The 24,887-nt window shown below is 46.3% G+C and carries 19 protein-coding genes; 10 read left to right on the forward strand and 9 right to left on the reverse strand.

What is annotated here, in order from left to right; all coding sequences use genetic code 11:
- Positions 1 to 632: 632 nt before the first annotated feature.
- Together ACFPIB_RS10755 and ACFPIB_RS10760 are read left to right on the forward strand one after the other, a co-directional pair.
- Entirely contained in the window at positions 633 to 2,411 is a 1,779-nt protein-coding gene (locus tag ACFPIB_RS10755; RefSeq protein ID WP_378017458.1) for a T9SS type A sorting domain-containing protein, read from the forward strand.
- A gap of 280 nt (positions 2,412 to 2,691) precedes the next feature.
- Positions 2,692 to 3,543, forward strand: a complete 852-nt coding sequence (locus ACFPIB_RS10760; RefSeq protein ID WP_378017459.1) for an LOG family protein — start codon at positions 2,692 to 2,694, stop codon at positions 3,541 to 3,543.
- Between the two features lie 172 nt (positions 3,544 to 3,715).
- On the opposite strand, the gene ACFPIB_RS10765 is transcribed toward ACFPIB_RS10760, so the two are convergent.
- From ACFPIB_RS10765 to ACFPIB_RS10775, 3 genes are all read right to left on the reverse strand, one after another.
- Positions 3,716 to 4,141 (reverse strand): response regulator, encoded by a 426-nt coding sequence (locus ACFPIB_RS10765; protein WP_378017460.1) that lies wholly within the window; start codon positions 4,139 to 4,141, stop codon positions 3,716 to 3,718.
- A gap of 4 nt (positions 4,142 to 4,145) precedes the next feature.
- On the reverse strand, positions 4,146 to 6,329 hold the full coding sequence (locus ACFPIB_RS10770; RefSeq protein WP_378017461.1) for a PAS domain S-box protein: 2,184 nt from the start codon (positions 6,327 to 6,329) through the stop codon (positions 4,146 to 4,148).
- A 215-nt stretch (positions 6,330 to 6,544) separates the two neighbouring features.
- The gene (locus ACFPIB_RS10775) at positions 6,545 to 6,898 is read right to left on the reverse strand and encodes an MmcQ/YjbR family DNA-binding protein (RefSeq protein WP_378017462.1); all 354 of its coding nucleotides are present in this window, start codon (positions 6,896 to 6,898) and stop codon (positions 6,545 to 6,547) included.
- A gap of 139 nt (positions 6,899 to 7,037) precedes the next feature.
- On the opposite strand from ACFPIB_RS10775, the gene ACFPIB_RS10780 reads away from it, so the two are divergent.
- Positions 7,038 to 7,652: a tetratricopeptide repeat protein gene (locus tag ACFPIB_RS10780; protein ID WP_378017463.1), complete on the forward strand. Its 615-nt coding sequence runs from the start codon at positions 7,038 to 7,040 to the stop codon at positions 7,650 to 7,652.
- Between the two features lie 38 nt (positions 7,653 to 7,690).
- On the opposite strand, the gene ACFPIB_RS10785 is transcribed toward ACFPIB_RS10780, so the two are convergent.
- From ACFPIB_RS10785 to ACFPIB_RS10805, 5 genes are all read right to left on the reverse strand, one after another.
- Complete coding sequence (locus ACFPIB_RS10785; RefSeq protein WP_378017464.1) at positions 7,691 to 8,413, reverse strand: YoaK family protein; 723 nt, start codon at positions 8,411 to 8,413, stop codon at positions 7,691 to 7,693.
- A 247-nt stretch (positions 8,414 to 8,660) separates the two neighbouring features.
- Positions 8,661 to 11,852 carry an efflux RND transporter permease subunit gene (locus tag ACFPIB_RS10790; RefSeq protein ID WP_378017465.1) on the reverse strand — a complete coding sequence of 1,064 codons (3,192 nt, stop codon included), beginning with the start codon at positions 11,850 to 11,852 and terminating at the stop codon, positions 8,661 to 8,663.
- 577 nt (positions 11,853 to 12,429) lie between these two features.
- Positions 12,430 to 13,563: an efflux RND transporter periplasmic adaptor subunit gene (locus tag ACFPIB_RS10795; protein ID WP_378017466.1), complete on the reverse strand. Its 1,134-nt coding sequence runs from the start codon at positions 13,561 to 13,563 to the stop codon at positions 12,430 to 12,432.
- Between the two features lie 8 nt (positions 13,564 to 13,571).
- Complete coding sequence (locus ACFPIB_RS10800) at positions 13,572 to 14,936, reverse strand: TolC family protein (protein WP_378017467.1); 1,365 nt, start codon at positions 14,934 to 14,936, stop codon at positions 13,572 to 13,574.
- Between the two features lie 258 nt (positions 14,937 to 15,194).
- Positions 15,195 to 15,776: a TetR/AcrR family transcriptional regulator gene (locus tag ACFPIB_RS10805; RefSeq protein ID WP_378017468.1), complete on the reverse strand. Its 582-nt coding sequence runs from the start codon at positions 15,774 to 15,776 to the stop codon at positions 15,195 to 15,197.
- A gap of 365 nt (positions 15,777 to 16,141) precedes the next feature.
- Between ACFPIB_RS10805 and ACFPIB_RS10810 the strand changes: the two genes are divergently transcribed.
- The 7 genes from ACFPIB_RS10810 to ACFPIB_RS10840 all read left to right on the forward strand — a co-directional run bounded on the left by ACFPIB_RS10810 (position 16,142) and on the right by ACFPIB_RS10840 (position 23,982).
- Positions 16,142 to 16,846 (forward strand): pseudouridine synthase, encoded by a 705-nt coding sequence (locus ACFPIB_RS10810; RefSeq protein WP_378017469.1) that lies wholly within the window; start codon positions 16,142 to 16,144, stop codon positions 16,844 to 16,846.
- A 59-nt stretch (positions 16,847 to 16,905) separates the two neighbouring features.
- The gene (locus ACFPIB_RS10815) at positions 16,906 to 17,070 is read left to right on the forward strand and encodes a hypothetical protein (protein WP_378017470.1); all 165 of its coding nucleotides are present in this window, start codon (positions 16,906 to 16,908) and stop codon (positions 17,068 to 17,070) included.
- Positions 17,071 to 17,108: 38 nt separating this feature from the next.
- The gene (locus tag ACFPIB_RS10820) at positions 17,109 to 17,330 is read left to right on the forward strand and encodes a DUF4926 domain-containing protein (protein ID WP_378017471.1); all 222 of its coding nucleotides are present in this window, start codon (positions 17,109 to 17,111) and stop codon (positions 17,328 to 17,330) included.
- A 67-nt stretch (positions 17,331 to 17,397) separates the two neighbouring features.
- Entirely contained in the window at positions 17,398 to 17,661 is a 264-nt protein-coding gene (locus tag ACFPIB_RS10825; RefSeq protein WP_378017472.1) for a hypothetical protein, read from the forward strand.
- Positions 17,662 to 17,709: 48 nt separating this feature from the next.
- Positions 17,710 to 18,897, forward strand: coding sequence for a formylglycine-generating enzyme family protein (locus tag ACFPIB_RS10830; RefSeq protein ID WP_378017473.1), 1,188 nt, complete (start codon positions 17,710 to 17,712; stop codon positions 18,895 to 18,897).
- A gap of 190 nt (positions 18,898 to 19,087) precedes the next feature.
- Positions 19,088 to 21,961 (forward strand): excinuclease ABC subunit UvrA, encoded by a 2,874-nt coding sequence (gene uvrA / locus ACFPIB_RS10835; protein WP_378017474.1) that lies wholly within the window; start codon positions 19,088 to 19,090, stop codon positions 21,959 to 21,961.
- Between the two features lie 386 nt (positions 21,962 to 22,347).
- On the forward strand, positions 22,348 to 23,982 hold the full coding sequence (locus tag ACFPIB_RS10840) for a S8 family peptidase (RefSeq protein WP_378017475.1): 1,635 nt from the start codon (positions 22,348 to 22,350) through the stop codon (positions 23,980 to 23,982).
- 89 nt (positions 23,983 to 24,071) lie between these two features.
- On the opposite strand, the gene ACFPIB_RS10845 is transcribed toward ACFPIB_RS10840, so the two are convergent.
- Complete coding sequence (locus ACFPIB_RS10845) at positions 24,072 to 24,701, reverse strand: DUF4142 domain-containing protein (RefSeq protein WP_378017476.1); 630 nt, start codon at positions 24,699 to 24,701, stop codon at positions 24,072 to 24,074.
- Between the last annotated feature and the right edge of the window lie 186 nt (positions 24,702 to 24,887).

Consider the following 24,887-nt stretch of genomic DNA (forward strand, 5'->3'; position numbering starts at 1 on the left):
GAAGATGATTTTTGTGTCTTTATTTTCTAATTTCCATAATTTAAAAAATAGATTTTTCCCGATATATTATTTGTAATATAATCGATAAGTGCAAATAATTGTGCAAGATCGCGCTAAGTAAAAAATATAACGAAAACCTACATCTTTATGTAATGCACTTTTGTTGCATTATAGTTTTAAACTGCTGAAATTAGTATCAGAATTAAAGCAAAGGCCTGTTTTGTTTCAGTATTACTTTCTATTTCAGAAAGTAAAATAGCAGCGGGTCTTATTAATAAATTGAGTATTTGTGGCTGGAAAGCGACACGGATTGTTGTGTGTTTTGTAAGACCAGTACAGTTTTTAAAGTTTTATGTGCTCCACGGTTCCTTGTTTTAAAATTGCAACTATTTTAAGACAGGTGTATGAATGTTAATAGGATAATAACAGGAAATTAACCCGGTAACGCAAACTGATCTCATTATGCCCGATGAAACGCCTTTAATTACGCACCTGCTTGCCGCCCGCAAGCTTACAATTCTGATTCATCTGCCACAGGTTTATTCTAAAACCTGCCCGATCTAAAAAAACAGCATACTCTTTAGTAATACAATATCCATAAATAAAGCATCTTAACCCTTAACCTTAAATATATGAGAAATTTTATACCCAACTTTAGTCAGTTCAGATCACTGGCCATTGTGTTCAGTTTAATATGTAGTGCTGCCGTTTCTGCCTGGGCACAGATCAGTATCAGCAGTGTTTCGCCAAACAGCGGCCCGGTAGGAAGAACGGTAACGATAAATGGTGCCGGTATGGCTGGCGTGAATGACGTAAGATTTAATGGTGCCGTAGCTGCTATCACGTCAGTATCGGCAGGGCAGGTTGTAGTAACTGTTCCGGCAGCAGCAACCAGCGGTAAAATATCGGTTTCGAATGGCACAAATACCGTTCAAAGCAGTTCAGATTTTACAGTTTATGTAACCTGGGTAGGTGGTTTTAACGGCAATAGCTGGGACGATACCAGAAACTGGTCTAATGGTAAAGTGCCTGACGCTACTACCAACGTAATGATTGAAGGCGGCGGCAGCCCGGTTGTAAGCAATGCAGCAGAATGTAAAAAGCTTGAACTTATCAATTCTACACTTACGCTGAACCAGGCAACATCGCAACTGATGGTTTATGGCGATTTTACGAATGCGGGCGGTACGTATGCACACACTGCAGGCACCATCAATTTTGTTGGCGGCAACCAGTTAATTCCGGCCTTAGATTATCATAACGTTGTAATTGCAGGTACTGGCACAAAACAATTATTAGGTAGCGCCTCCGTAAACGATCTTACTTTCAGCGGCACAAACTCAAATCTGGTAGCTTCTAACCCTACAACTACTACGCTTACCCTTAACGGCGCAATTTCAGGCGAAACGGCTACCCGTAACTTTATTGGCCGCTTAGAGAAAACCCGCTTGGTAGATCAGAATACTTCTTCCGATGTATTTGGTAATATTGGTGTGCATTTTAACAATGCCGGTAATGGAAACTGGGGCAATGTAATTGTAACCCGCGTAACTGGTTCGGCTATTACAAACCCTGATAACCCTACTTACCACAGCATTAACCGCTATTGGGATATCGTTCCGCAAAACCCGAATACAAACACCTTGGTTTCGCTTACTTTAACCTGGTTAACTTCCGAAAACAATAACCTGGATTTCCTGAGCAACAAAGCGCAGGCATGGCGCAGCGAAGACAGCGGCACTTCCTGGACCCCGGTAGATGTACCGCAAACGATTTCTGCCACTACAGTTAATGGCGAACGCTCGATTACAGTTGCAACTAAAACTTTCTCTAAATGGGGTATTTCCGATGAAAACAATCCGCTGCCGGTAAGCTGGTTATCTTTTACCGCGAAAGCTACCGCAAATGGAAATGTGTTGTCTTGGGCAACGGCTTCTGAGAAAAACAGCGATAAATTTGTAGTAGAGCGTTCCGTAAATGGTAAAGCCTTTGAAGCCATTGGTGCTGTGAAAGCCGCCGGTAACAGCAGCCAGATCCTGACATACAACTTTACCGATGCTATGCCAGCTGGAGCTGAAAAAACTTACTACCGCTTAAAACAAACCGATTTTGATGGCGCTTTCACCTATTCTACCATTGTAGTAGTTGAAAAAACTGTCAAAGGCCGCTCTGTTGATGCTTCAGTTTATCCGAACCCGTTTGCCGGCACGCTGAACCTGAAATTACAGGCTGCTGATGGTGTAAGTGAAGTGAAACTGATCTCGCTTGATGGAAAAGAAGTTTACCGCAAGGCAATTGTTTCTGAAGCAAATGTAACGCTGAGCGATCTGCCTGTTCTGAAACCAGGTATGTACTTACTGCAACTGCACGGCGCAAACGGCATTACTACTTTAAAAGTAGCGCGCCAGTAATAAACGCTAGGTATTTATGCTTAAAAAGTCCGGGCTGCTAAGGTCCGGACTTTTTTTGTGTATTGGATTTTGTGACAGTTATTTTGTAAGTTGGGTTCCCGGGCAGAAATAGTGTTTGGCAGAACAAAACAAACAATGTATCTTGCAGGGTTTTGTGCTCGCGAAAATATAGCACTCCGGGTATTATTTAACCATTAACTTTTAATGCGCAAAAGGTTCACTATTTTGTAACCCTTACAGCACTTTAGCCGAATAGCGCATTCTGTATTCGATTTTTATTATGACCAAACTTAGAAAAACCAGCAAAACCAAGCTGCACGAAGAAGTTGCCAATGTGGGTAGCGGTAAAACCATTATTCAGCCAAACGTAAACGATAATAAAGCCACTACGCTAACCGACATAACCGGTGCTAAACCAGATATCAGCGAAGAAGATGTGCGCATCAGACAGGCTTTTGTAGATAAAGACTGGAACGAGATCAAGATCGCCGATTCGTGGCAGATCTTTAAAGTGATGGCCGAGTTTGTAGAAGGCTTCGAGAAACTTTCCAAAATTGGCCCTTGCGTTTCCATTTTCGGTTCGGCGCGTACCAAAGCCAATAATCCGTATTACCAGATGGCCGAAGAAATTGCTGCCAAACTGGTACGCCACGGTTACGGCGTAATTACGGGTGGGGGTCCGGGTATTATGGAAGCTGGTAATAAAGGCGCGCGTTCAGAAGGCGGTAAATCGGTTGGTTTGAACATTGAGCTGCCGTTCGAACAATTCAATAATATTTACATCGATTCCGATAAGCTCATCAACTTCGATTATTTCTTTGTGCGCAAAGTAATGTTTGTGAAATACGCGCAGGGTTTTGTGGTAATGCCGGGCGGTTTCGGAACGTTAGATGAATTATTCGAAGCGATCACCTTGATCCAGACCAAAAAAATTGGCCGTTTCCCTATCATTTTAGTGGGCCGCCACTACTGGCAAGGTCTTTTCGACTGGATCCATGATATTATGCTGACGGAAGAAAGCAATATCAGCCCGGAAGACCTGAACTTGGTGAGTATTGTAGATAACGCAACCGAAGCCGTAAAAGTGATCGACGATTTCTACAACAAATATCTGCTGTCGCCAAACTTCTAATTTCAGGTGTCTGGTTGCAATTACCAGTTATCAGAATTTGAAAAACGGTATAGGAAAAGCCTCCAAAAGTATTGGAGGCTTTTTTGTTTGTGTTGTATGCTGAATTGGTCTGAATTTGAAACGGTAGGGTAAAGGACTTAAAAACTCAAAACGCTGCCAGTGAAACAGAAATTTAGCTTTTTGATGCGGGCAACGTACCGTTTTCCTGCAGCATTTCCATGATCAGTTCAAACGAAGTTACATCTAAAGGCTTTGGCACGAAGTTAAGTACCAGTGGATATTGCGTAGAGCGGGAAATTTCGCGGCCATCTACGGCGGAACTCAGAATTACTACATGGCATTTGCCGTTCAGCGTTTCTTCGTAAGCCGAAAGTTTATCTAAAAAGTCCCAGCCCGACATAATCGGCATGTTCAGATCCAGGAAGATCAGGAAATGACCTTTGGTGCTTTGCAGCATCGTTTCCAGGATCTCAGAAAATGCTTTTACCGGGTCGAGGTAACTGGCTACGCAGTTCTGATAGCCGAGGCGTTCCAGAATTGCTTCGGTCAGAAACATGCTTATCTCGTCATCGTCCACTATAAAAATTTTCTCAAGCATGCCACTATAAGCTAAAAGTAAGAATAAAAGTAGTGCCTTCGCCAGGCTGGCTTTGTACGGAAATGCGACCTCCCATAGTTTCTGTCTGCGTTTTTACCAGGTATAAACCAATGCCGCGGCCTTCGGTGCCCGGGTGAAAACGTTTGTAAAGCTGAAAAAGCTGGTTATTTATTTGCGGCAGATCCATACCCATGCCATTATCGGTGAACAAAATACTTATTTTTTGGGATTCGGTTTGCTGGCTGATCGTTATTTTTAATTGAACCTCCGGGTTACGATATTTAATGGCGTTGGTTATCAGGTTATTGAAAATGCTGTAAAAATAAGCGGTGCTGCCGGGTAAAATAAGATCCGGCGAAAGCCTGTTTTCCAGGTGCGCATTTACGGCCTCGAGTTGTTCCTGCAGGCCGGCAGTAACGGCATTTACAACAGTATAAATATTTATCGGTTCGTGCAGGCTGTTGCCGGCATTTTTAAGCGGCGAAAGTATTTTATTCAGATCCGAAATTACCATGTCCAGGTGAGTTGCCGCCGCCGAAATTTTGGTCAGCGCTTTTTCAAATATTTCGGAATCGCGGTTTTCGGAATTTATTAAACGACTAAGACCTAGTAAGTTGGCTACGGGCGCGCGCAGGTTGTGCGAAACAATGTAGGTGAATTGCTGAAGGTCTTCGTTGCGGCGCATCAGGTTCTCGGTAAGCTTCACCATTTCAGCCTCTTTCTGTTTCAGCTCGGTAATATCGTTTTCAATGGCAATGTATTTTACCAGGTTGCCGTCTTCGTCAAAAACGGGCGTAACATCTATGTGGAACCAGATTATTTCGCCGTTCTTTTTATAGTTCAGCACTTCCTGCGAAAAAGGCACCTGCGAAGCATACAAATGGTAAATGCGCGCCGAAATTTCCGGACTGGTAGCGGAGCCCTGTAGTAATTTGCTGGGAACCTGACCAACGGCTTCTTCGCGGGAATAGCCCGTTAGGCGGCTGAAACCATCGTTTACCCATTCAATTTTTCCTTCGGCATTCATAATAACTACGCCGTTTGTAGTGCGGCTGGCTACCAGCGAAAGGTCCAGTAACTCCTGCTCTTTCTTTTTCTGCTCGGTTACATCGTCGAAATAAACGGTTAAACCACCCGAAAAAGGATAAATAGCAAACCGGAGCATGCGCTGCCGGCAAAACTCGTAAAAATGGGTTGTTTTATGATTTATAGCGGCTTGCTGGCTAAATTCATAAAAAAGGCTGTTGTTCATGTCCGGAATAAGCTGCCAGAGTTCCTGGTTTTTGAAAGGAGTAACCTGCAAGCCAAAAAAGGTAATGAAAAACGGATTGGCGTATTGGATGCGCCAGTTTTTATCTATTACAAAAAAGCCTTCGGTAATGCTGCTGAATACACTGGTCAGTAATTCGGCCTGTTCTTTTATCAGGTTTTGCGCATTCTTTATTTCGGTAATGTCTTTGGCAATGCCGTGCACGCCTACAACATGACCATTCAATATTACCGGAATGGCCGTAATGTGAAGCCAGATTGCCCCCCGCGTTTTATTAATGGCCCGCAGTTCCAGCGAGGTAGATTCACCGTTCAGGGCTTTTAAAAATGCCTGGTTCGCAATTGGGTTACTGTACCCGTCGGGAGCTACAAAATCTGTGTAAGGGTGGCCTATTATTTCATTTAACGGTAAACCCAGCACAGGTTCCAGGCCAAAATTGGCCGTTTCTATAATGCCTTGCGGGTTAAGCGCAAAGGCGCCGTCGGGGTGGTTTTTGAACAGCGAACTGTAATATGCTTCATGCATGGCCAGTTGCTGTTCGGCTTCCACTCTTTTCGTAATATCGCGGGCGTTGCTTACAATGCCTTTTATATTGGGGTCGGCGGTCATATCCTTGATTACACAATCCAGCCAGCGCCAACGGCCATTCTTATCGCGGAACCGGAAAGGCGGAAGGTGGATGCTTTGCCGGAACTGCATTTCACCTAAAGCTTCTGCGGCAACCGCTACATCTTCAGGGTGAACAAATTCCAGGGCGTTTTTACCGATGAATTCTTCCGGAGCAATGCCCAGAATGGAGGTGGAAGAATTACTTACGTATTTGTAAACACCGGTCGGCGAAAGAATAGAGATCAGATCGGAACTGTTAAAAACCAGCGAAGCATAAAAATCTGGATGAGCAATGATCGGGCTATTCATTTGTGCTGGCTAAAAAATAAAGTGCATGAAGGCAATTGTTCAGTTTCAGGCTGCTTTTAGGGCAATTGTCGTCTGTGCTGCGGAAGTTATATGGTTTGTAATGATATTTAACAGAAGCCGGGTCCGGAATTTGGTGAAACAGTAGGATTTCGGGGTGAAAAGTAAATTCAGTTAAATACAGATCGTGAGTTTTTGGGCGGAAAACCCTACCGTTTTTACGATGCCAGCAGGCCCAGCTCTTTTTGCAGCTTTTTTGTGAGTTTGCTTTTTACCAGTTCGTAAGATTGTTGCAAATAGGTAAGCCATTCGGATTCGGAAAGCTGGTTCGCATCTTCTACCAGCACCCAGTGATTGCGGGCCATATAAGGCGCGGGCACAATGCCGCCGCGGCTGGTTAATTCGCCGAATTGCTCGGGCGTAACTTTAAACGAAACCGTAAAAGGTCCTTCGATTCCGGTAACGGCAAACATTTTAGCGCCCACAGAAAAACAAAGGTCATGGCCCCATTTTATATCTTCGGTAACGGCCGGAAGGCTTAAACAAAAACTGCGTAATTTTTCGATATTCACGTTTAGATCGCTTTTAAGAAAACAGATTACAAGGTACAGATTTTATGCAAAATATGCGCGGACGGCAAAAAAACGCTATTACTTTTCCGGCAAAAAGTCGTACATTCGATGGTTATTTCTGAAGCACGTTGGTTTGTATATGAAGCGATCTTTACTTTTTCTCCTGATTTCCCTGGCGTTTTCTGTCTCGGTTTTTGCTCAAACGGCCGAAGAATATTTTAACCGCGGTAACCAGAAATTCCTGAAAAATGATTTCGCCGGCGCTTTGAAAGATTACACGTCCAGCATTTCCCTGAAACCCAACCAGGCGCAAACCTTTTACAACCGCGCCCACGCCCACGAAGCCCTGAAGAATTACGCCGCAGCAATGGAAGATTACGGTCAGGCAATTCTGTTAAACCCGAAATACGCTGAAGCATACCTGGAACGCGGCCTTTTGTATTTTAGCCGTACGCATTACAAAGCCGCCATCGCCGATTTCGATCTGGCCATTGCGTTAAACCCGAAATACGCCAAAGCTTACAACAATCGCGGCTTAGCCAAATATAATTTGAAAGATTACCGCAACGCGTTAGCCGATTACAACAAAGCGCTGGAGTTTCAACCGAATTTTGCCGATGCGTTATACAACCGCGGCGCGGCCAAATACAACTTACAAGACCGCAACGGCGCCTGCTCCGACTGGGAAAATGCGCAGAAACTCGGCAACGCCGAAGCCGGAAAAATGAAAGCGCAATACTGCCGAAAGAAGTAAGAAAAGTGAATTTCCTGAAAGTAAATTTGCTGGATTTATTAATGATGCAGTTTCCTTTTCATCATTAAGATCTGGAATTTGATATAGGCATATACCCAGCCCATTACCAGAATTCCTGCCGCTAATAGCAAACTCAGCATTCCCTGAAAGAAGTAAACCAGGCCGCCTACAATACAACCCGAAAAGAAAAACGCAATAATCGTCAGCCGCAGCTTAATGGAAGAAATGAGTTGCTTCTGCTCCGAATATTCACGCCGAAAAATCACTTTTGATAGCTCTATACCAAGATCAGTGAACAAGCCTGTTAAGTGTGTGGTTCGGACTACTGAATTCGATAAACTGGTAACCAAAGCATTCTGCAAACCCATGGCGTAAAGCAAGCCACAGGCAATTAAATTTCCATTGGCTTTCACCGTTTCCGGACCTAAAAACGCTATGGCAGTCAGAATAAAAACTTCGATGGAAATGGGCAAGGCTGCACCAAATTTAAAATCGTGGCGGGAAGTGAATTCGATGAAAAAGTTGGAACTGAATGCGCCGAACAAAAACGCTATGATGTAAAGCAGAAAAACCCAGGCTTGCGCAAAATGATTCTGAGCAATTTCATCGGCAAAATAAGCGAAATGACCAGTAACGTTGGTGGTTAAAGTCTGCAGCGCAAAAATGCCCGATACATTCACAATGCCCGCCACCAGACTCAGCAGCGAAGCCAGTTGTAAATTGTGCACCAGCGTACGGCCTTTCCCAACGTGCCTGAACATTTTTTCTTAGATTTTTCGTCTGCAATGTACTTTTTTCAAAGTTGTAATTCAATGCGCGAATACGTTGAAGAACAGGAAATTGTACAGTAATTTACGATTTAAAAATGCTATGGGTATCACGCTAAAAACTCACGAACTCAAAACCTACAAAACCCCCACAAAAACGTAGGGACAAGGCATTGCCTTGTCCCTACCAAACTCCACGATAAAAAAGCCCTCCCCTGATTTAGGGGAGGGTTGGGTGGGGTCAAACAGCAAAACCTTCGCCGTCGTGATCATAATCTACTTTTGGAATGCGGTTTTGCAGTTCCTCCAGTTTTTTCTTGCCGTACGCAAAGCGGGTAATGACCACAAACAGCACCGGAACCACGAAAATGGCCAGGAAGGTTGCGGCCAGCATCCCACCTACTACCGTCCAGCCGATGGTTTGGCGGGCTACGGCGCCGGCGCCTCCGGAGAATGCCAACGGTAACACGCCCAGAATAAAGGCCAGCGAGGTCATGATGATCGGGCGTAGACGAATCTTTACGGCATCTATCGTAGCTTCCAGTAGTTCCATGCCGTGGTCCACGCGTTCTTTGGCAAATTCTACGATCAGGATCGCGTTTTTCGCGGCCAGACCAATGAGCGTAATTAAACCAATTTGCGCGTAAATGTTATTCGAAAGTTTCGGCAAAAGTATAAGCGCTAAAATTGCCCCGAAAGCGCCCAACGGCACGGCTAATAAAACCGAAAACGGTACCGACCAGCTTTCATAAAGTGCGGCCAGAAACAGGAATACCATTAAAATGGACAACGCAAAAATAATTACGGTCATGTTGCCGGAGGAAAGTTCTTCGCGGCTGAGGCCGGAGAATTCGTAACCGTAACCGGCGGGCAGCGTTTTGGCGGCGACTTCTTCCAGGGCGGCAAGGGCTTGTCCGGAACTGTAGCCGGGTGCGGCGTTGCCGTTAATTTCGGTGCTCCGGAATAAGTTATAGTGCGAAATTACCGGCGCATTTTCAATTACTTTGTGCGTTACCAACGCGCTTAAAGGCACCGGTTCGCCCTGGCGGTTATTCACGTAGAACTGGCCCAGATCGGAAATATCGTTGCGGTACATGGTATCGGCTTGCGCTACCACCCGGAAATTCCGGCCGTAAATGGTGAAATCGTTGATGTACTGCGAACCCATGTACGCGCTCATGGTCGAGAAAACTTCGGATAAATTCACGCCCAGTTTCTTTACTTTTTCGCGGTCCACTTCTACCTGGTAACCCGGCGTACTGGCGGTGAAGAAACTGAAAGCACCCGTTATTTCCGGACGTTTTCGTACTTCTGCAAGGAAATTCTGTACCGTTTTTTCGAAGGCTTTGATGTCGTCGGTGCTTTCGCGCTGTTGCAGCATGAAACTGAAACCGCCCGTTTGTCCCAGACCCGGAATTGCCGGTGGCGGCACAATTACCACGTTCGCATCTTTTATGGCCGCAAATTTACCGCGCAGGGTTCCCATAATTCCTTCGAGTTGCTGTTCTTTGGCTTTGCGGTCGGCCCACGGTTTCAGCTGCACGAAGAACGTACCGCTGTTCGATTTAATAGAAAAGTTTATAACGTTCAAGCCGGCGATGGCCGAAATATTATTCACGCCTTCGGTGGTCCTAAGCATTTCGTTCATAGTCCGTAATACTTCGGCGGTGCGGTTGCTGGAAGCGGCTTGCGGCAGTTCGAAGGAAATAAACAGACGACCTTCGTCTTCCGTCGGGATAAAACCAGTTGGCTTGGAGCTGAATAACCCGAACGTTCCGGCGTAAATACAGGCCAGTAAAATGAGCACCAGCGGCGCCGCTTTTATGCTTTTCCGAACGCCAACCGAATAATTTTCGGTGGTGCGCGCAAACCATTGGTTGAATTTGTAGAACAACTTATTCAGGCCTTTCGAACTGGCGTCGAGCTTCATTGGCTTCAGCATCATGGAGCAAAGCGCCGGCGTTAAAGTAAGCGCAATAAAGGCCGAAAGCAGTACGGAAATGGCGATGGTGATCGCAAATTGCTGATACAAACGCCCCACAATTCCCGGAATAAAACCTACCGGAATGAACACGGCTGCCAGAATTAACGCAATGGCAATAACTGGCGCGGTAATGTCTTTCATGGCTTTGCGGGTGGCTTCTTTCGCCGAAATTCCTTCGTGGTCGATATAATGCTGCACGGCTTCCACCACCACGATCGCATCGTCCACCACAATACCAATGGCCAGCACGAAACCGAATAAGGTGAGCGTGTTAATGGTGAAATCTAAAGGAATGAAAAAGATGAACGTACCGATAATGGAAACCGGAATGGCCAGAATTGGAATTAAGGTGGCGCGCCAGTTCTGCAGGAAAAGGTACACCACAATTACCACCAGCAAGAGCGCTTCCATAAAGGTTTTCAGTACTTCTTTTATAGAAACTTCCACCACCGAAACTGACTCGAAGGAAACCTTATAATCCATATCGGCGGGCAGCGTTTTTTTGATCTGTTCCAGCGATTTGTAAACCCCTTCGGCCGTTTCTAAGGCGTTACTTCCCGGTGCCTGGTAAACCAGCAAAAACGTAGCCGGCTTGCCATTCACAAACGATTGACGCGTATAGCTGAACTTGCCTAATTCCAGCCGCGCAATGTCTTTTAAATAAACAATCGACCCATCTTCCGGCCGCGTGCGCACAATTATATTCTCGAATTCTTCTTCGGAAGTAAGTTTGCCATTTACCGTAATCGGGTATTCAAAAGCCTGCGAATTATACTGCGGCGCACCACCCACGGAACCGGCGGCAACCTGCACGTTCTGCTCGCGCAAAGCGACCGCAACTTCCGCCGGCGTAATGCCCAACTGCGACATTCTATCCGGTTTCATCCAGATCCGCATACTAAATTCTTCGCCCACGGTATTGATATCGCCTACGCCGGGAACCCTTAATAAAGCGTCGCGGATGTAGATGTTGGTGTAGTTATCCAGGAATTTAATGTCGTGCGAGCCGTTCGGCGAATAAAAAGTCACCACCATCATAATGGTCGGGTTTCTTTTCCGAACCGTTAAACCTAAGCGGCGAACTTCTTCGGGCAAACGCGGTTCGGCAATGCTTACGCGGTTCTGCACGTCCAAAGTCGCAATGTCAATATCGGTTCCTACCTCAAAATTCACGTTCATGGACATCTGCCCGGTACTGGTGGAATTGGAAGTAAGGTAGGTCATGCCGGGCGTTCCGTTTACCTGCGTTTCCACAGGCGTAGCCACGGTTTGCTCCACGGTTTGCGCGTCGGCGCCGGTATAATTACCCACAATGGAAACCACCGGCGGCGTAATGTTCGGGTACTGGCTCACCGGCAAATTCAGGATGGCCAACACCCCGCAGATCACCAGTACCAGCGAAATTACGATGGAGGTGACCGGCCGTCTTATAAATACATCTGATATCATTTGTTTTTCTGTCGCTTCTTTGTTTGTTCCCCTGGTTTTTAATCAGAGGCAATTCAATTCTTTATTCTGGCACTTTTTAGGCTTAAAAGCCTAGCATTTTTGTTTGCTCTTTCGGATTTATTAATCCGGAAGCTTTCTGTGCGGGGATGTATATATCCCCGGCAGGTTGGTTCGGGATTGATAAATCCCGAACAGCGGTTTGTTTTATTGTCATTCCGAACGAAGTTGAGGAATTTTATCAGGCCGATTTCTGATGCTGGCTTTATAATTTCCCTCGGCAAGCGGTCGGGATGACGCAATAATTTTGTTTGTTTTCAGTAGCTCAGCCCGGCACTTTTTCGGGCTGAAAGCATAGCGTTTTTTAGTTTATCTGAATTAATTATCTGCCTGAATCTCCACGATGTCATCTCGACGTTAGGAGAGTCTCTTCAAATTTGCAGTAGCTTTTATTCTGGCTTCTCTACCTTCCTCCGGAGATATCTCCTTTCGTCGAGATGACCGAGTAAATGTGGAAGAACGTGAGAATCTTTCCGTAGCGCATTTTATAATTCTGCGCTACGAAAAACCAGCAAATCTTCTACTTCCCTGCCGGCGGACCTTGCGGTTGCCCCAGCGAAATCTTCGCATTCGGGCGAAGTTTTTGCGTGCCTTCTACCACAATATTATCGCCGGCTTTCAGGCCTTCGCGGATCACGATCTTATCTTGTACTTTGGTACCTAAACCGATCTTTTGCTGTACCACCGAATCGCCCTGGATTTTGTAAGCGTAATATTCGCCCATTTGCTCCGTGATGGCTTTGTGCGGAATTACCAACTGTTTCCCGATGTCAGCATTTCTGACGCGCAACACTACACTCATGCCGGCAATTAAGGCGCGGTTCGGGTTCGGGAAACTGATGCGTACGGTTATGGTTCCGGTCTGGCGGTTTACGGCGCGGTCTATGGCTTCAATTTTGCCGGGAAGAGGATAAAATGAGCCTTCGGAAAACTGGATGGTGAAAGTGGAATCTGCGGCGGAAGTTTGGCTTTGCAGTTTGGTAAAGCGCGGAATTTCCTTTTCGTTGATCACAATATCTACGGCAATCGGATCTTCAGCGGAAATGGTGTTTAAAAGCGTAGTTCCCGGCGAAACCTGCGCCCCGACTTTTACCTGCGAAATCCCTACCGTTCCACTCATGGGCGCCGTAATTACCGAATAACTAAGTTCATTGGCCGCGCTGGAAACCCCGGCTTGTGCCGAAGCAACCTGCGCTTTCGCGGACTGCAGATCGGCTAAGGCATAATCTACGCGTTGCCTGGCAATGGCGTCTTGCTTGGCCAGGTTTTCGTAGCGTTCGGCATCTTTTCTTACTTTTTCTAAATTCGCCTGCGCACTTCTTAACGTGGCTTGCGCCTGGTTGTAATTGGCCTGGTAACGGGTGCGGTCTATTTCGTAAAGCTTCTGCCCTTTGGTTACTTTCTGGCCGTCCTGCACAAAGATCTGCGTGATGTAGCCGGAAACCTGGGCGCGCAATTCCACTTCCTGCAGCGGCACTACGGTTCCGGGGTACGTATCTACGCCCACCACATTTTCTTCGGAAACGGTGTAGGCATTTACCGGAACGGGCGCGTTCATGGGGTTCTGGCCTTGCTGGGCGTCTTTTTTGCCGCAGCCGAAAAGCAGGGAAAAACTTAAAATTCCGGCGGAAAGGTTGTAAAAATTTATCTTCATTTAGCTAATTATTTCTGTTCGTAGGCAGCTACGTTTATGGTTCCGGTTACGCGTTCCACTTCCAGTTTGCTGGTGAGTACGCGGTATAGTGCGTTGTAATAATTTAGTTGGGTGGCTCTGATTTCGGCTTCCGCCAGAATCAGGTCGAGGTAAGGTTTTATGCCTTCGTCGTATTGCAGCTTAATGACGCGGTACACTTCTTCGGCCATTTCTACGTTGTGCTGCACAGTTTTCAGTTCGTAAAGATCGCTCCGATAAGTGGCCAGAGCCGTTTCGTATTCGGTGCTGATGCGGTTCTTCACGTTGGCAATATCGAGGTCGAGGCGTTTTTCGCGCAGTTGTTCGCGCTTCAGGTTTTGTAGGCGGCGTGTGCCCGTAAACAGTGGTACCGACATCCGTAAACCGATCGGCGAGTTAGGATATGACTGGTTATAAAGCTGCTGAAAATCGTTGTTCTGGTACACGAGGTTGTAGTTGAAATACGCCGAAAAAGTGGGCATAAAACTCCATTTGTAGTAATTCACCGAAAGCTCCTGGATCTGTTTCTGGGTTTGCAGTTGCTGGAATTCGATGCGATTGGTGTAGTTCAGCGTTTGCAGCGTATCGGTAAACATGCTCTGCCGCATTTTCACCGGATCGAAGGTAATGTTCAGCTCTTTTTCCGCCGGATAACCGATCAATTCTTTCAGGAAAACATACTTGGGTTTTATGGCTTCCTGCACGCGTTTGCGGGTGCTGCGCACGTTGGTAAGCGAAATATCGGCGCGCTGCCAGTCGGTTTTATCTACCAGACCCTGTTCGTATTGCGCTTTTGCATCTTTCAGCTGCTTTTCCTGCCGGATAATATCCTGGTCCAGAATTTTTAACTGTTCCTGGCTTAAAAGCACATCGTAAAACGCGCGGCTAACGGCTACAATGGTGCTGATCTTTTCGTTGTAAATTTCCTGTTCGCTTTGCAAACGCACGTACCGGCTGCCGCGGGAAGCAAAAAACAGATCGTTGCTGAAAATTGCCTGGTTGGCGGTAAGCGAAAGGTTTGAGCTGTTTATCGTTCCGATCTGGCGTGGCACCAACACGCCGGCTTCGTTCGGGAAAATAGTAACCGGCATTTTGAGGTAATGCTGCACGTTAGCATCGAGGCCCAGTTGCGGCAACCAGCCGGCCAGCGCGGCTTTAATTTCCCGGTCGGCAATTTGCTCATCTATATAAGCCTGTTGCACCGAAGGTTTGTTTTGCAGTGCGTAGGCAATGCATTGTTCCAGCGTCAGGCTATCGGCGGAAACGGTCTGGTTTTGATTTCCCTGCGCAGCTAATTCCAGCGGCAAAAACGCGACGGAAATAAGCAGGGAAAATATTCGTATCAGTAATCTCATATTCAGTTATTCAGAATAAAATAAGTTTGTTATGCGGTTTTCGTTTGGAAGTGTTTAAGCGGAGAGTTTTACGTTGTTAATTAATTATCAGCTAATTCCTGTGTCCTCCCCCTACCCCCTCCAAAGGGGGGCTTTGATCGTTGTGGCGTAAAAAAGCGATATGGTTTCGGGCTAAAAAAGTGCTTATGTTTATTTACTAATCACTATTCATTAATCACTATCACTCTCTAAAACGCTAGGGTATTACTCCAAAAAAGTCTAATGGTTTTTAATGCCGTCCCAGACCAATTGGGCTACCTGGTGAAGCTCGGCGTCGCCGATGTCTACTTTTTTGGTGAGGTAAATTTTAGCGGTAGTAACCACGCTGCTGTGCACCAGAATGCTCATCAGTTTCAGGTTCATTTGTTTCAGGGTTCCGTCGTCGATGCCGGTTTTTACGAAGTTAGAAATGATGTTCTGGCAACGGTCGTTCTCCTTTTCGGGGCAACGTTCGTAGTAAGGCGAATTCACGAATTGCTCGATAAAGTAAAGCGCGTTCGGGTTTTGGACGTAAAACTGATAATGTTTTTTCCAGAAGGCGAAAAACCGGCTTTTGTAATCCTGCTGTTCATCGTCGCTTTCTACCATTACCTTGAACATCTGGCTGCGTAAATACCCGTGCAGCGCTATAATAAGGGCATCTTTGCTTTCGAAATAATGGTAAATAGTACCAGCCGCCACGCCGGCTTTTTTAGCCACCAAACTCATAGGTGTACCATGAAAACCGTTTTCGCGCACCAACTCCAGTGTGCCTTCAAAAATGGCCTTTTTCTTCTCCGCAATAATTTCTTCCTGACTCATAATTTCACCAATTGAATGTTCATTCGGTTTGCAAAGGTAAGGGAGTTTTCTGGAAAAGGTCTATAGAAGTAGTTTGTTAGTTGGTATCATGGAGGAAACCAAAGCTTTGTTGGCCTGCTAAAATGGTAGGTTTTTGGGGTAAAAAAGTGCTTTGATAGGTATTTAAGCTAAAGCCATTTTCTTCTATTGTTCCCCTGGCTGAAGCCCATGAAGGCTTTTGAATTAGAAAGTTGAGTTTACAATTTTCAAAGTAGCGTAGGGTTTAAACCCAACGCTACGAAAGGCTATTATTTAAATAGATGCCGGAAAGAAAATTCATTGCCGTCTGCTTTAGCTGATGGAATTTTGTAGCTTCGTTTTCTCTTATGCGCGCTTTAAACACCTCCGCTAAATATTTCCTGGTCCAGAAACTGCGCCTTTCCAACAAAGAAGCTACAGCTATAATTTTAGCGAAACGCCTTTTGGTAAACGGCCTGCCCGCGCAGCTAAACCAGCCTTTAAAACCCGAAGATGAAGTAACCTTAGACTGCAAAATCCTGAAGCCTGCGCAGCAATTTCATTACCTGGCCTACTACAAACCCCGCGGCATCGAAACTACGTTGAATGAGGCCATTCCCGATAATTTAACCCAAGCCCTGAACTTCCCGGAACGCGTGTACCCCATCGGCCGCCTCGATAAAGAATCGGAAGGCCTGCTGCTACTCACCAACGACGGCTCTATTTTCGACAGGATCCTGCACAGCGAACAAAAGCAGGAAAAGGAATACGTGGTGCGGGTAGATAAATCTTTGACTTCAGAAGTTATTGCTGCCTTAGCTTCCGGTGTGGAAATCATGGGGAAGAAAACCCGTCCGGCGCAGGTAAAGCCGCTGGATGCATTTACTTTTAATATTGTGCTTACGCAGGGCTTGAACCGGCAGATCAGGAGAATGTGCTATAAGCTGGGGTATGAAGTTTTGGAATTGAAGCGGGTTCGCATCGTGAATGTGAAGTTGGGAGATTTGCAGGTTGGGGAATGGCGGGAGTTAGGGAAGAATGAGGTTGAAGAATTGAAGAAGCTGGTTAGGTAAAGTAATGCTATCATGGACTATGGATTTTTATAGTCCACGTTAAGGGATTATCTTTGACTATGGCAGATAAAAACAATTCAAAAACCCATAAGGAAGTTACCCAGGAACTTCTGGCTGCTGGCAAAATCTCAGAAAAAGGATTGGAGAAAGCTCGTCAGCAATTAGAAGAAGATCCAGAATGGCAGGCTTTCCTGGCTTCGCAACCCAAGCGGAAACAAGCTTAGTAATATTCCCAAGTCGCTTTCATATCCAGCCCCAATTTATGATCAAAGAGTTCGAAAGAGTGGTTTTAACCGAAGATATTTCCGGTACCGCGTTACGCAAAGACGACGTTGGCGTGGTAGTTATGATCTACGAAGCCTACGAAGTAGAATTTCTGGCTTTAGATGGCTCAACCATTGCGGTTGAAACTGTAAAAGCAAATCAGGTACGTCCGGTAAGAAACACCGAAATCCTGCACGTACGCGATGTAAAAGCGGCGTAGCTATTTCTTTCCCTTCAACAATTCCCCTTTTCATTGGTTATAAACTTCTAATCCAGAAGCTATAACTATGAAAAACCTAACCCAAACCGATCAGGATTTCAAAGCCGGAAAAGGCGTAATTAAAGCAGTAGCCATCGGCGCATTTTCCGCAGGCGCTTTTGCAGCCGGCGCGATGGCAGTTGGTGCTTTAGCTGTTGGTGCGTTGGCAATTGGCAGTATGGTTATTGCCCGGATGGGAATTAACCAGGCGCGCATCCGGAAACTTGAAATTGATGAACTGACGGTTAAGCGGTTGCGGGTTGAGGAGGAGTTGGTGAGGCCGAAGGAGTAGTTTCGTTGTTAATTAAGAAATCCTATATTAGAGGCTTATACTCTAAAGATGTATTCCAGAGCCAATCTTACCCTTCTATTTCTCCTCACGCTACTGCAAAGTTGCACCTTAAGCCAAAATCCGAATTCTTCGCATCCTGCCGACCGCAGTTTTTTAACTGATGCCAGGTACAATCAATCTGAAAGAAGCTTCTTGATCTTTAAATACCGGGGTTACGAAGAAAATAAGGTATTAAAATTCACAATAAAGCAGCTAAAGCCAGGAAAGGACTTTCCGGATGGAATTCAGCAACTAGAGAATATACGAAATCTTACAAAGGAAAAAAGTCCTGACCTGGTCGGGATTCCATTATACCAGAATGTACCTGGAAGTGTCTTTATTACCCGCAATCTTCACTGCGATGAAATTGAAGTATCAAATATTCATTGGCTGGAATATTTGCATTATCTTAAAAAGGATTCATCAGAAAGTGTGGCTTTAAAAATGCAGCCCAAGGCAAACTTAATCAAATTGGTACCACAGGACTTTTATGCCATGGATATTACCGGTATGATTCCGGAGTTTCCGGCAAATGAAAAGAAAGAATGGCGCTTCGATACGTATCTTGACCATCCCGGCTATCGCTTTTTTCCAGTTATTGGGGTATCGCAGGAACAGGCCAAAGCCTATTGTAAATGGCGCTCTAAATTTGTTACTGCTCAAATGCATAAACAATTCCCTCAAACAAGTAGCCTGAACTATAATTACCGCTTACCTACTGAGGCTGAATGGGAAATGATTGCTTCGACGGGGTTCGATAAGGAGAAATATCCTCATGCCTTATATCCTGAAAATATTATTAATATTAAGTTAAAAGTAAACCCCGGTGCAGCCGGATATCTCGCCACAAAACTTCCGAATCCACCGCCAGCATCGCAGATAAAAGCGGACATCAAGAAATTTAATAAAACAAACAGCTTAACAAATCCAGAAGCTGCTTTTAATACGCACCGCAACCTCCCTTATTTTTTAAATCTTAGTACTCCTTTTTATGTATATGCCTATCCGCCAAATGATTTTGGTATTTACAATATGATAGGCAACGTTGCTGAAATGGTAGCCGAAGAAGGCATTGCAAAAGGCGGAAGCTGGCTGGAGCCGCTTACAAATTCTAAAATTACAGACCGAAAACTTTACGATAAACCAGCTGCCGATATTGGTTTTCGGTGTGTTTGCGAAGTTGAAAAATTGAAATAGGGTTTAACTTTAATTTCCATTCTCCAAAACGCTACCCCTCCCACCCCAAAAACTCCCAACCAACTTTCTCCCAAATCACCTCCCTCCCCTGCAACCTAAACCCCTTCAAATCTGTTAGGAAGAGTTATCTGAACCACCTGCAAACCTGCGTAATTCTGCGTACCTTTGCAGATTAATTCTTCCCTGAAAAATGGCTGACAAAAAGCTTGATCCGGTTGCTGCTACGGCCTTAGACGTGCCTTTTATTGAGGTTTACGGCGCCCGTGAGCACAACTTAAAAAATATATCCTTAACCATTCCGCGTAACAAACTGGTGGTGTTTACCGGCATCAGCGGCAGCGGCAAATCTTCCCTGGCCTTCGATACCATTTACGCCGAAGGGCAGCGCCGCTATATGGAAACTTTTTCCGCCTATGCGCGCTCGTTTTTGGGCGGTATGGACCGGCCTAACGTCGATAAGATCGAAGGGCTTTCGCCGGTAATTTCCATCGAGCAGAAAACCACGAGCCGCAACCCGCGCTCCACGGTGGGCACCATCACAGAAATTTACGATTTTATGCGCCTGCTTTTTGCACGTACCGGCGAAGCCTTCAGCTACGTTACGGGCAAGCTGATGATCCGGCAGAGCGATGAGCAGATCGTGAACCACATCCTGGAAAACCTGAACGGCAAAAAACTGATCGTGCTGGCGCCGGTGGTAAAAGGCCGGAAAGGCCACTACCGCGAACTGTTCGAGCAGATCCGGAAGATGGGTTTTGTGCGCGTGCGCGTAGACGGCGAACTGCTGGAACTGGTCCCTAAAATGCAGCTCGACCGCTACAAGATCCACGACATTGAGATCGTGATCGATAAAATTGTGGTGAACGCCGAAGACCGTTATCGCTTATCGAATTCGGTACAGAATGCGCTCACGCACGGCAAAGGCACCATCTTGATTCAGGACGCCGAAACGAACGAAACGCAGTTCTTTTCCCGGTTTTTAATGGACCCGGAAAGCGGCATCGCCTACGACGATCCGGCCCCGAACACCTTTTCTTTCAATTCCCCGTACGGCGCCTGCCCCAACTGCAACGGCCTGGGCGAAATTCAGGAACTGACCGAAGACGCCATTATTCCTGACAAAAGTAAAACGATCCGCCAGGGCGCTATTGCCCCGCTCGGCGAGTACCGCGACCTCTGGATCTTTCACCAGGTAGAAGCGCTGCTGAAGGAATTCAAAGCCAAACTCACCACGCCCATCAAAGACCTGCCGGAAGATGCTTACAAAATTCTGCTGTATGGCCTGGACGAAGAGCTTGAAGTTAAAACCAAGAAAGGAACCTACGCGGTAGAGTTCGAAGGCATCGTAAATTTCCTGCGCAAGCAAATGGAATCCGATTCGGAGAACATCCGCGAATGGATCTCGGAATATACCCGCAAAGTTACCTGTCCGGAATGCAACGGTTTGCGTCTGAAAAAAGAATCGCTGCACTTCAAGATCGACCAGAAAAACATCGGCGAACTTTCCATCATCACAATAGATAAACTGGCCGCCTGGTTCGAAAATCTGGAAGACCGGATGAGTGAACGCCAGAATGTAATTGCCCGCGAACTTTTAAAAGAGATCCGCAAACGCATTGGTTTCCTGCTGGATGTTGGCCTGGATTACCTGAGTTTGCACCGTTCGGTTCGTACCCTTTCCGGCGGCGAAAGTCAGCGGATCAGGTTGGCTACGCAGATCGGAACGCAGCTCGTAGGCGTGCTTTACATTATGGATGAACCGAGCATCGGCCTGCACCAGCGCGACAACGAAAAACTGATCAAAGCCCTGCAAAACCTCCGCGATTTAGGCAACTCAGTAATTGTGGTGGAGCACGACAAAGATATGATCCTGAATGCGGATTATGTGTTAGACGTTGGTCCGGGCGCCGGCGTGCACGGCGGACAAATTGTAACGGCCGGAACCCCAACCGAAATGATGGCCTCCGGCAGCTTAACCGCCGATTTTTTAAGCGGAAGAAAAGGCATTGAAGTAGACAAAACCAAACGCGAAGGCACGGGCAAAGAACTGAAGCTTTTCGGGGCAACCGGCAACAATTTGAAGAACGTAACGGTAGCGTTCCCGCTCGGAAAATTCATTGCGGTTACGGGTGTTTCGGGCAGCGGGAAATCCACGCTTATTCACGACACGCTTTACCCGATCCTGAACCAGTTCTTCTTCAACGCCAAACGCGATCCGCTGCCATACAAAAAAATAGAAGGCCTGGAATTCATCGATAAAGTAATTGAAGTAGACCAGTCGCCAATCGGCCGTACGCCGCGTTCCAACCCGGCAACTTACACCGGTATGTTCACCGATATCCGGAACCTGTACGCGCAATTACCGGAGTCGAAGATCAGAGGGTATACCGCCGGCAGATTCTCCTTCAACGTAAAAGGCGGCCGCTGCGAAGTCTGCGAAGGCGCCGGTATGCGTACCATCGAAATGAACTTTATGCCGGATGTGTATGTGCCGTGCGATGCCTGCAAAGGCAAGCGTTACAACCGCGAAACGCTGGAAGTAAGATTCAAAGGCAAATCCATTACAGACGTACTGGAAATGACGGTAGAAAAAGCCGTAGAATTCTTCGAGAACCAACCAAGAATTCAGCGCAAAGTAAAAGTGCTAAGCGAAGTTGGTTTAGGTTACATAACGTTGGGCCAGCAAGCAACAACCTTATCAGGTGGCGAAGCGCAACGGGTAAAACTTTCAACCGAGCTTTCGAAAAAAGATACCGGCCGCACATTTTACATTTTAGACGAACCGACAACGGGATTGCATTTCCAGGATATTCAGCATTTAAGCGAAGTGCTGCGGAAGCTGGTAGATAAAGGCAATACCGTTCTTGTCATTGAGCATAACTTAGACCTGATAAAAGTAGCTGACCACATCATTGATATCGGGCCGGAAGGCGGCGATGCGGGTGGAACGGTGGTGGCACAAGGCACGCCGGAAGAAGTTGCGAAAACTAAAAAAGGCTATACACCGCGGTTCATTAAAGAGGAACTGGCTACGAGTATTTACCGGGAGAAAGTTGCGAAATAGTAGTATAGCTTGCAAAGAAAAGTCCCCCTTCGGAGGAGGTAGGGGGAGGACTCACGCATTCCTGATCAATTCATGTAAAATCAGATAACGTGAAAATCCTCCCCCTACCCCCTCCAAAGGGGGACCTCGCAATATTGTATTTTCTGCAATTCAAAACGCTATGCTTTCAGCCTTAAAAACTAAATACAGCCGCTACCGCTATTGGGAGCGGCTGTCCTGTTTAAAAACGGTAGGGTTGCGGGCATAAAAAGTCAATAACTTTTGTAAAAAACAGCTTAAACATCAGGGTTTATTAAACCTGAATTGTCTTACCGGAAAGCAACAAAATACGGTCTACCGCAGTCTGTTAGTAAACTTGTTAATTAAACCGTAACTTAGAAACGCATATGAAAAAAATATTTACCCTTCTGAGTTTATTCATAGCTGGCAATGCGCTAGCGCAGGATAAATACCTGGTTACTTTTAAAGATAAAGGACCGGAAGCGGTTTATTTACAACAGCATCCAGAGCGGGTTCTGAGCGAAAAAGCGTTGGCGCGCCGGGCGAAAAATAATATTCCGCTGAAGGAGGATGATCTGCCGGTAAGTCAGAAATACCTGGAGCAATTGCAGAAAAACGGTATCAGAATTGAGCAAAAAAGTAAGTGGCTGAATACCGTTTTAATTGAAACCAACCTTAGCGAAAAAACTTTACAGCAGAAATTTCCGGCTATCCGGTCGGTAAAAAAACTGGCGGTAACTGCGGCGCAGGCAACTAATAAACTTCCGGAAACAAAAACTGAGAACAACCAGAATAGCCGGCTGAGTTATGGTGCTTCCGAACAGCAAATTGAGCAACTGAACCTGGATTGTTTACACGATAAAGGTTACCAGGGTAAAGGCGTTTTGGTGGCAATTTTAGATTCGGGTTTTCCGGGCGTAAATACGGGAAGCGTTTTCGATTCTTTGCATTTGCAGAACCGCATTTTAGCCACCCGCAATTTTGTAAACAAAGGCAATACCGTATATGGCACCCACGATCACGGCACCGCGGTGTTCTCTATAATTGCGGCTAACAGCCCCGGCACTTACGTAGGCGGAGCGGCGCAGGCTACTTTTGCATTGGCACTCACCGAAAATACAACTTCCGAAACGCACCAGGAAGAACTGAACTGGGTAGCCGCTGCCGAATGGGCCGATTCTCTGGGCGCCGATATCATTCAGACTTCGCTTGGCTACAAAAATTTCGATCCGGGACAAGGCGATTATTCCAATGCGATGATTGACGGCGATACGCCGATCATAACCAATGCGGCCGATAAAGCTGCACAGAAAGGCATTTTAGTGGTAATTGCGGCAGGCAACGATGGCAATTTTCCGGCTACGGGCAACCTTACTTCGCGCGTAAACCCGCCTTGCGACGGCGATTCGGTGCTTTGCGTGGGCAGCGTTACGCTACAAAACCAATACAGCAGTTTTTCCTCCGTTGGCCCGACCGCCGATAACCGTATAAAACCCGATGTAGTAGCTTTTGGCCACGGCACGGCATTCATAAATCCGGCGAACATGGTGGGTTATACTACCGGAACTTCGCTGGCAGCGCCTTTAATTACTTCGGTAGCGGCCTGCCTTCTGCAAGCTAACCCAAGCGCAAGCAACATGCAGGTTTATCAGGCTATTATTCAAAGCGCCGATAAATATGTTAACCCGGATAATTTTTATGGCTACGGCTTGCCGGATGCCTGCAAAGCCGATTCGCTGTTGCGTACTATTGCGGGTATGGGTGAGAACAAGGCGCAGGCTCCATTTAAAGTGTATCCAACCGTTTTTCAGGACCAGATCACGATCGAGGCGCCGGCAGCAACAGCGTTTTCAGATATCTCGCTTTATTCCGTAACCGGGCAAAAGATACGCACCAGGCAAACGCAGCATTCCGGAAAGCAGGTTTTGAGCGTGGAAAGCAGCTTGCCGGTGGGTTTGTATTTGCTACAGATAAATGCGAAAAATGGCCGCCATTTTCAGTATAAAGTTGTGAAGCAGTAAGCCGCTAAAAAAAGCATAAAAAAGCCGTTCCGGAATATTTTCAGGAACGGCTTTTGGGTTTAAAAACGGTAGGGTTTCGGGCTGAAAAACTACTTTTTGCTTACGCTGGAATTAATGTTGCGGGCCATGTCGAGGTGTGCGCGTAGGGTAGGCACCGTTTTGCTGGTCCAGGCTTTCAGATCGGTATCGGTGGCTTTTTGCGTGGCCTGCTCGAACATGGCTACGTCGGTTTCGTGGTCCAGCACCATTTCTGCCATATAATCGCGGTCGAAATCTGCACCACTCAGTTGCGAGATGCGGTCGTAGGTTTTCTGATGATCGGGTAACATGCTGGCCGGTCTTACCCAACCCTTTTTTGAAGCCAGATCTTTCAGTTCGGTATTGGCTTTGCTGTGGTCGGTACTCATAAGTTTTCCGAACTTTTTAACGTCGGCATGCGTGCCTTTTTCGGCGGCTACTTTGCCCAGTTCAACTTCCAGCATGCCTCCACTGGCTGCCATGGCAACAAAATCAGCATCGGAAACATAAACCGGAACGCCGGGTTTACCGGTTACAATACTGGTAGTATCCTGCGGCATTTCCATTCCTACATTTTCGTCGGTAGCCATTCCATTTTCGGTGGTAGTTGTAGTTTCTTCGGTGGTTTCACGTTTGGTTTCACAAGCCGATACCAGGCCAATAAATAATGCCAGGGCAACATTCAGGGTAATTTTTTTCATAGTTTAACAGATTAATTAAAGTAATAAATAAAAGAAAAACAGCTGTTTATACGCTTCGCGCCTGCCGAAGTTAAATCCGGGCAAAGCCAGGCGTTCGGGGTATAAAAAAACAAAAATTCCGGTAACCGAAAAAATATAGTTATTTTGGTTAAACTTTTGCAGATCAGCAAAATCAAAGCGCAATAT

The organism is Adhaeribacter terreus (assembly GCF_042657365.1).
Classification (GTDB): Bacteria; Bacteroidota; Bacteroidia; order Cytophagales; family Hymenobacteraceae; genus Adhaeribacter_A; species Adhaeribacter_A terreus.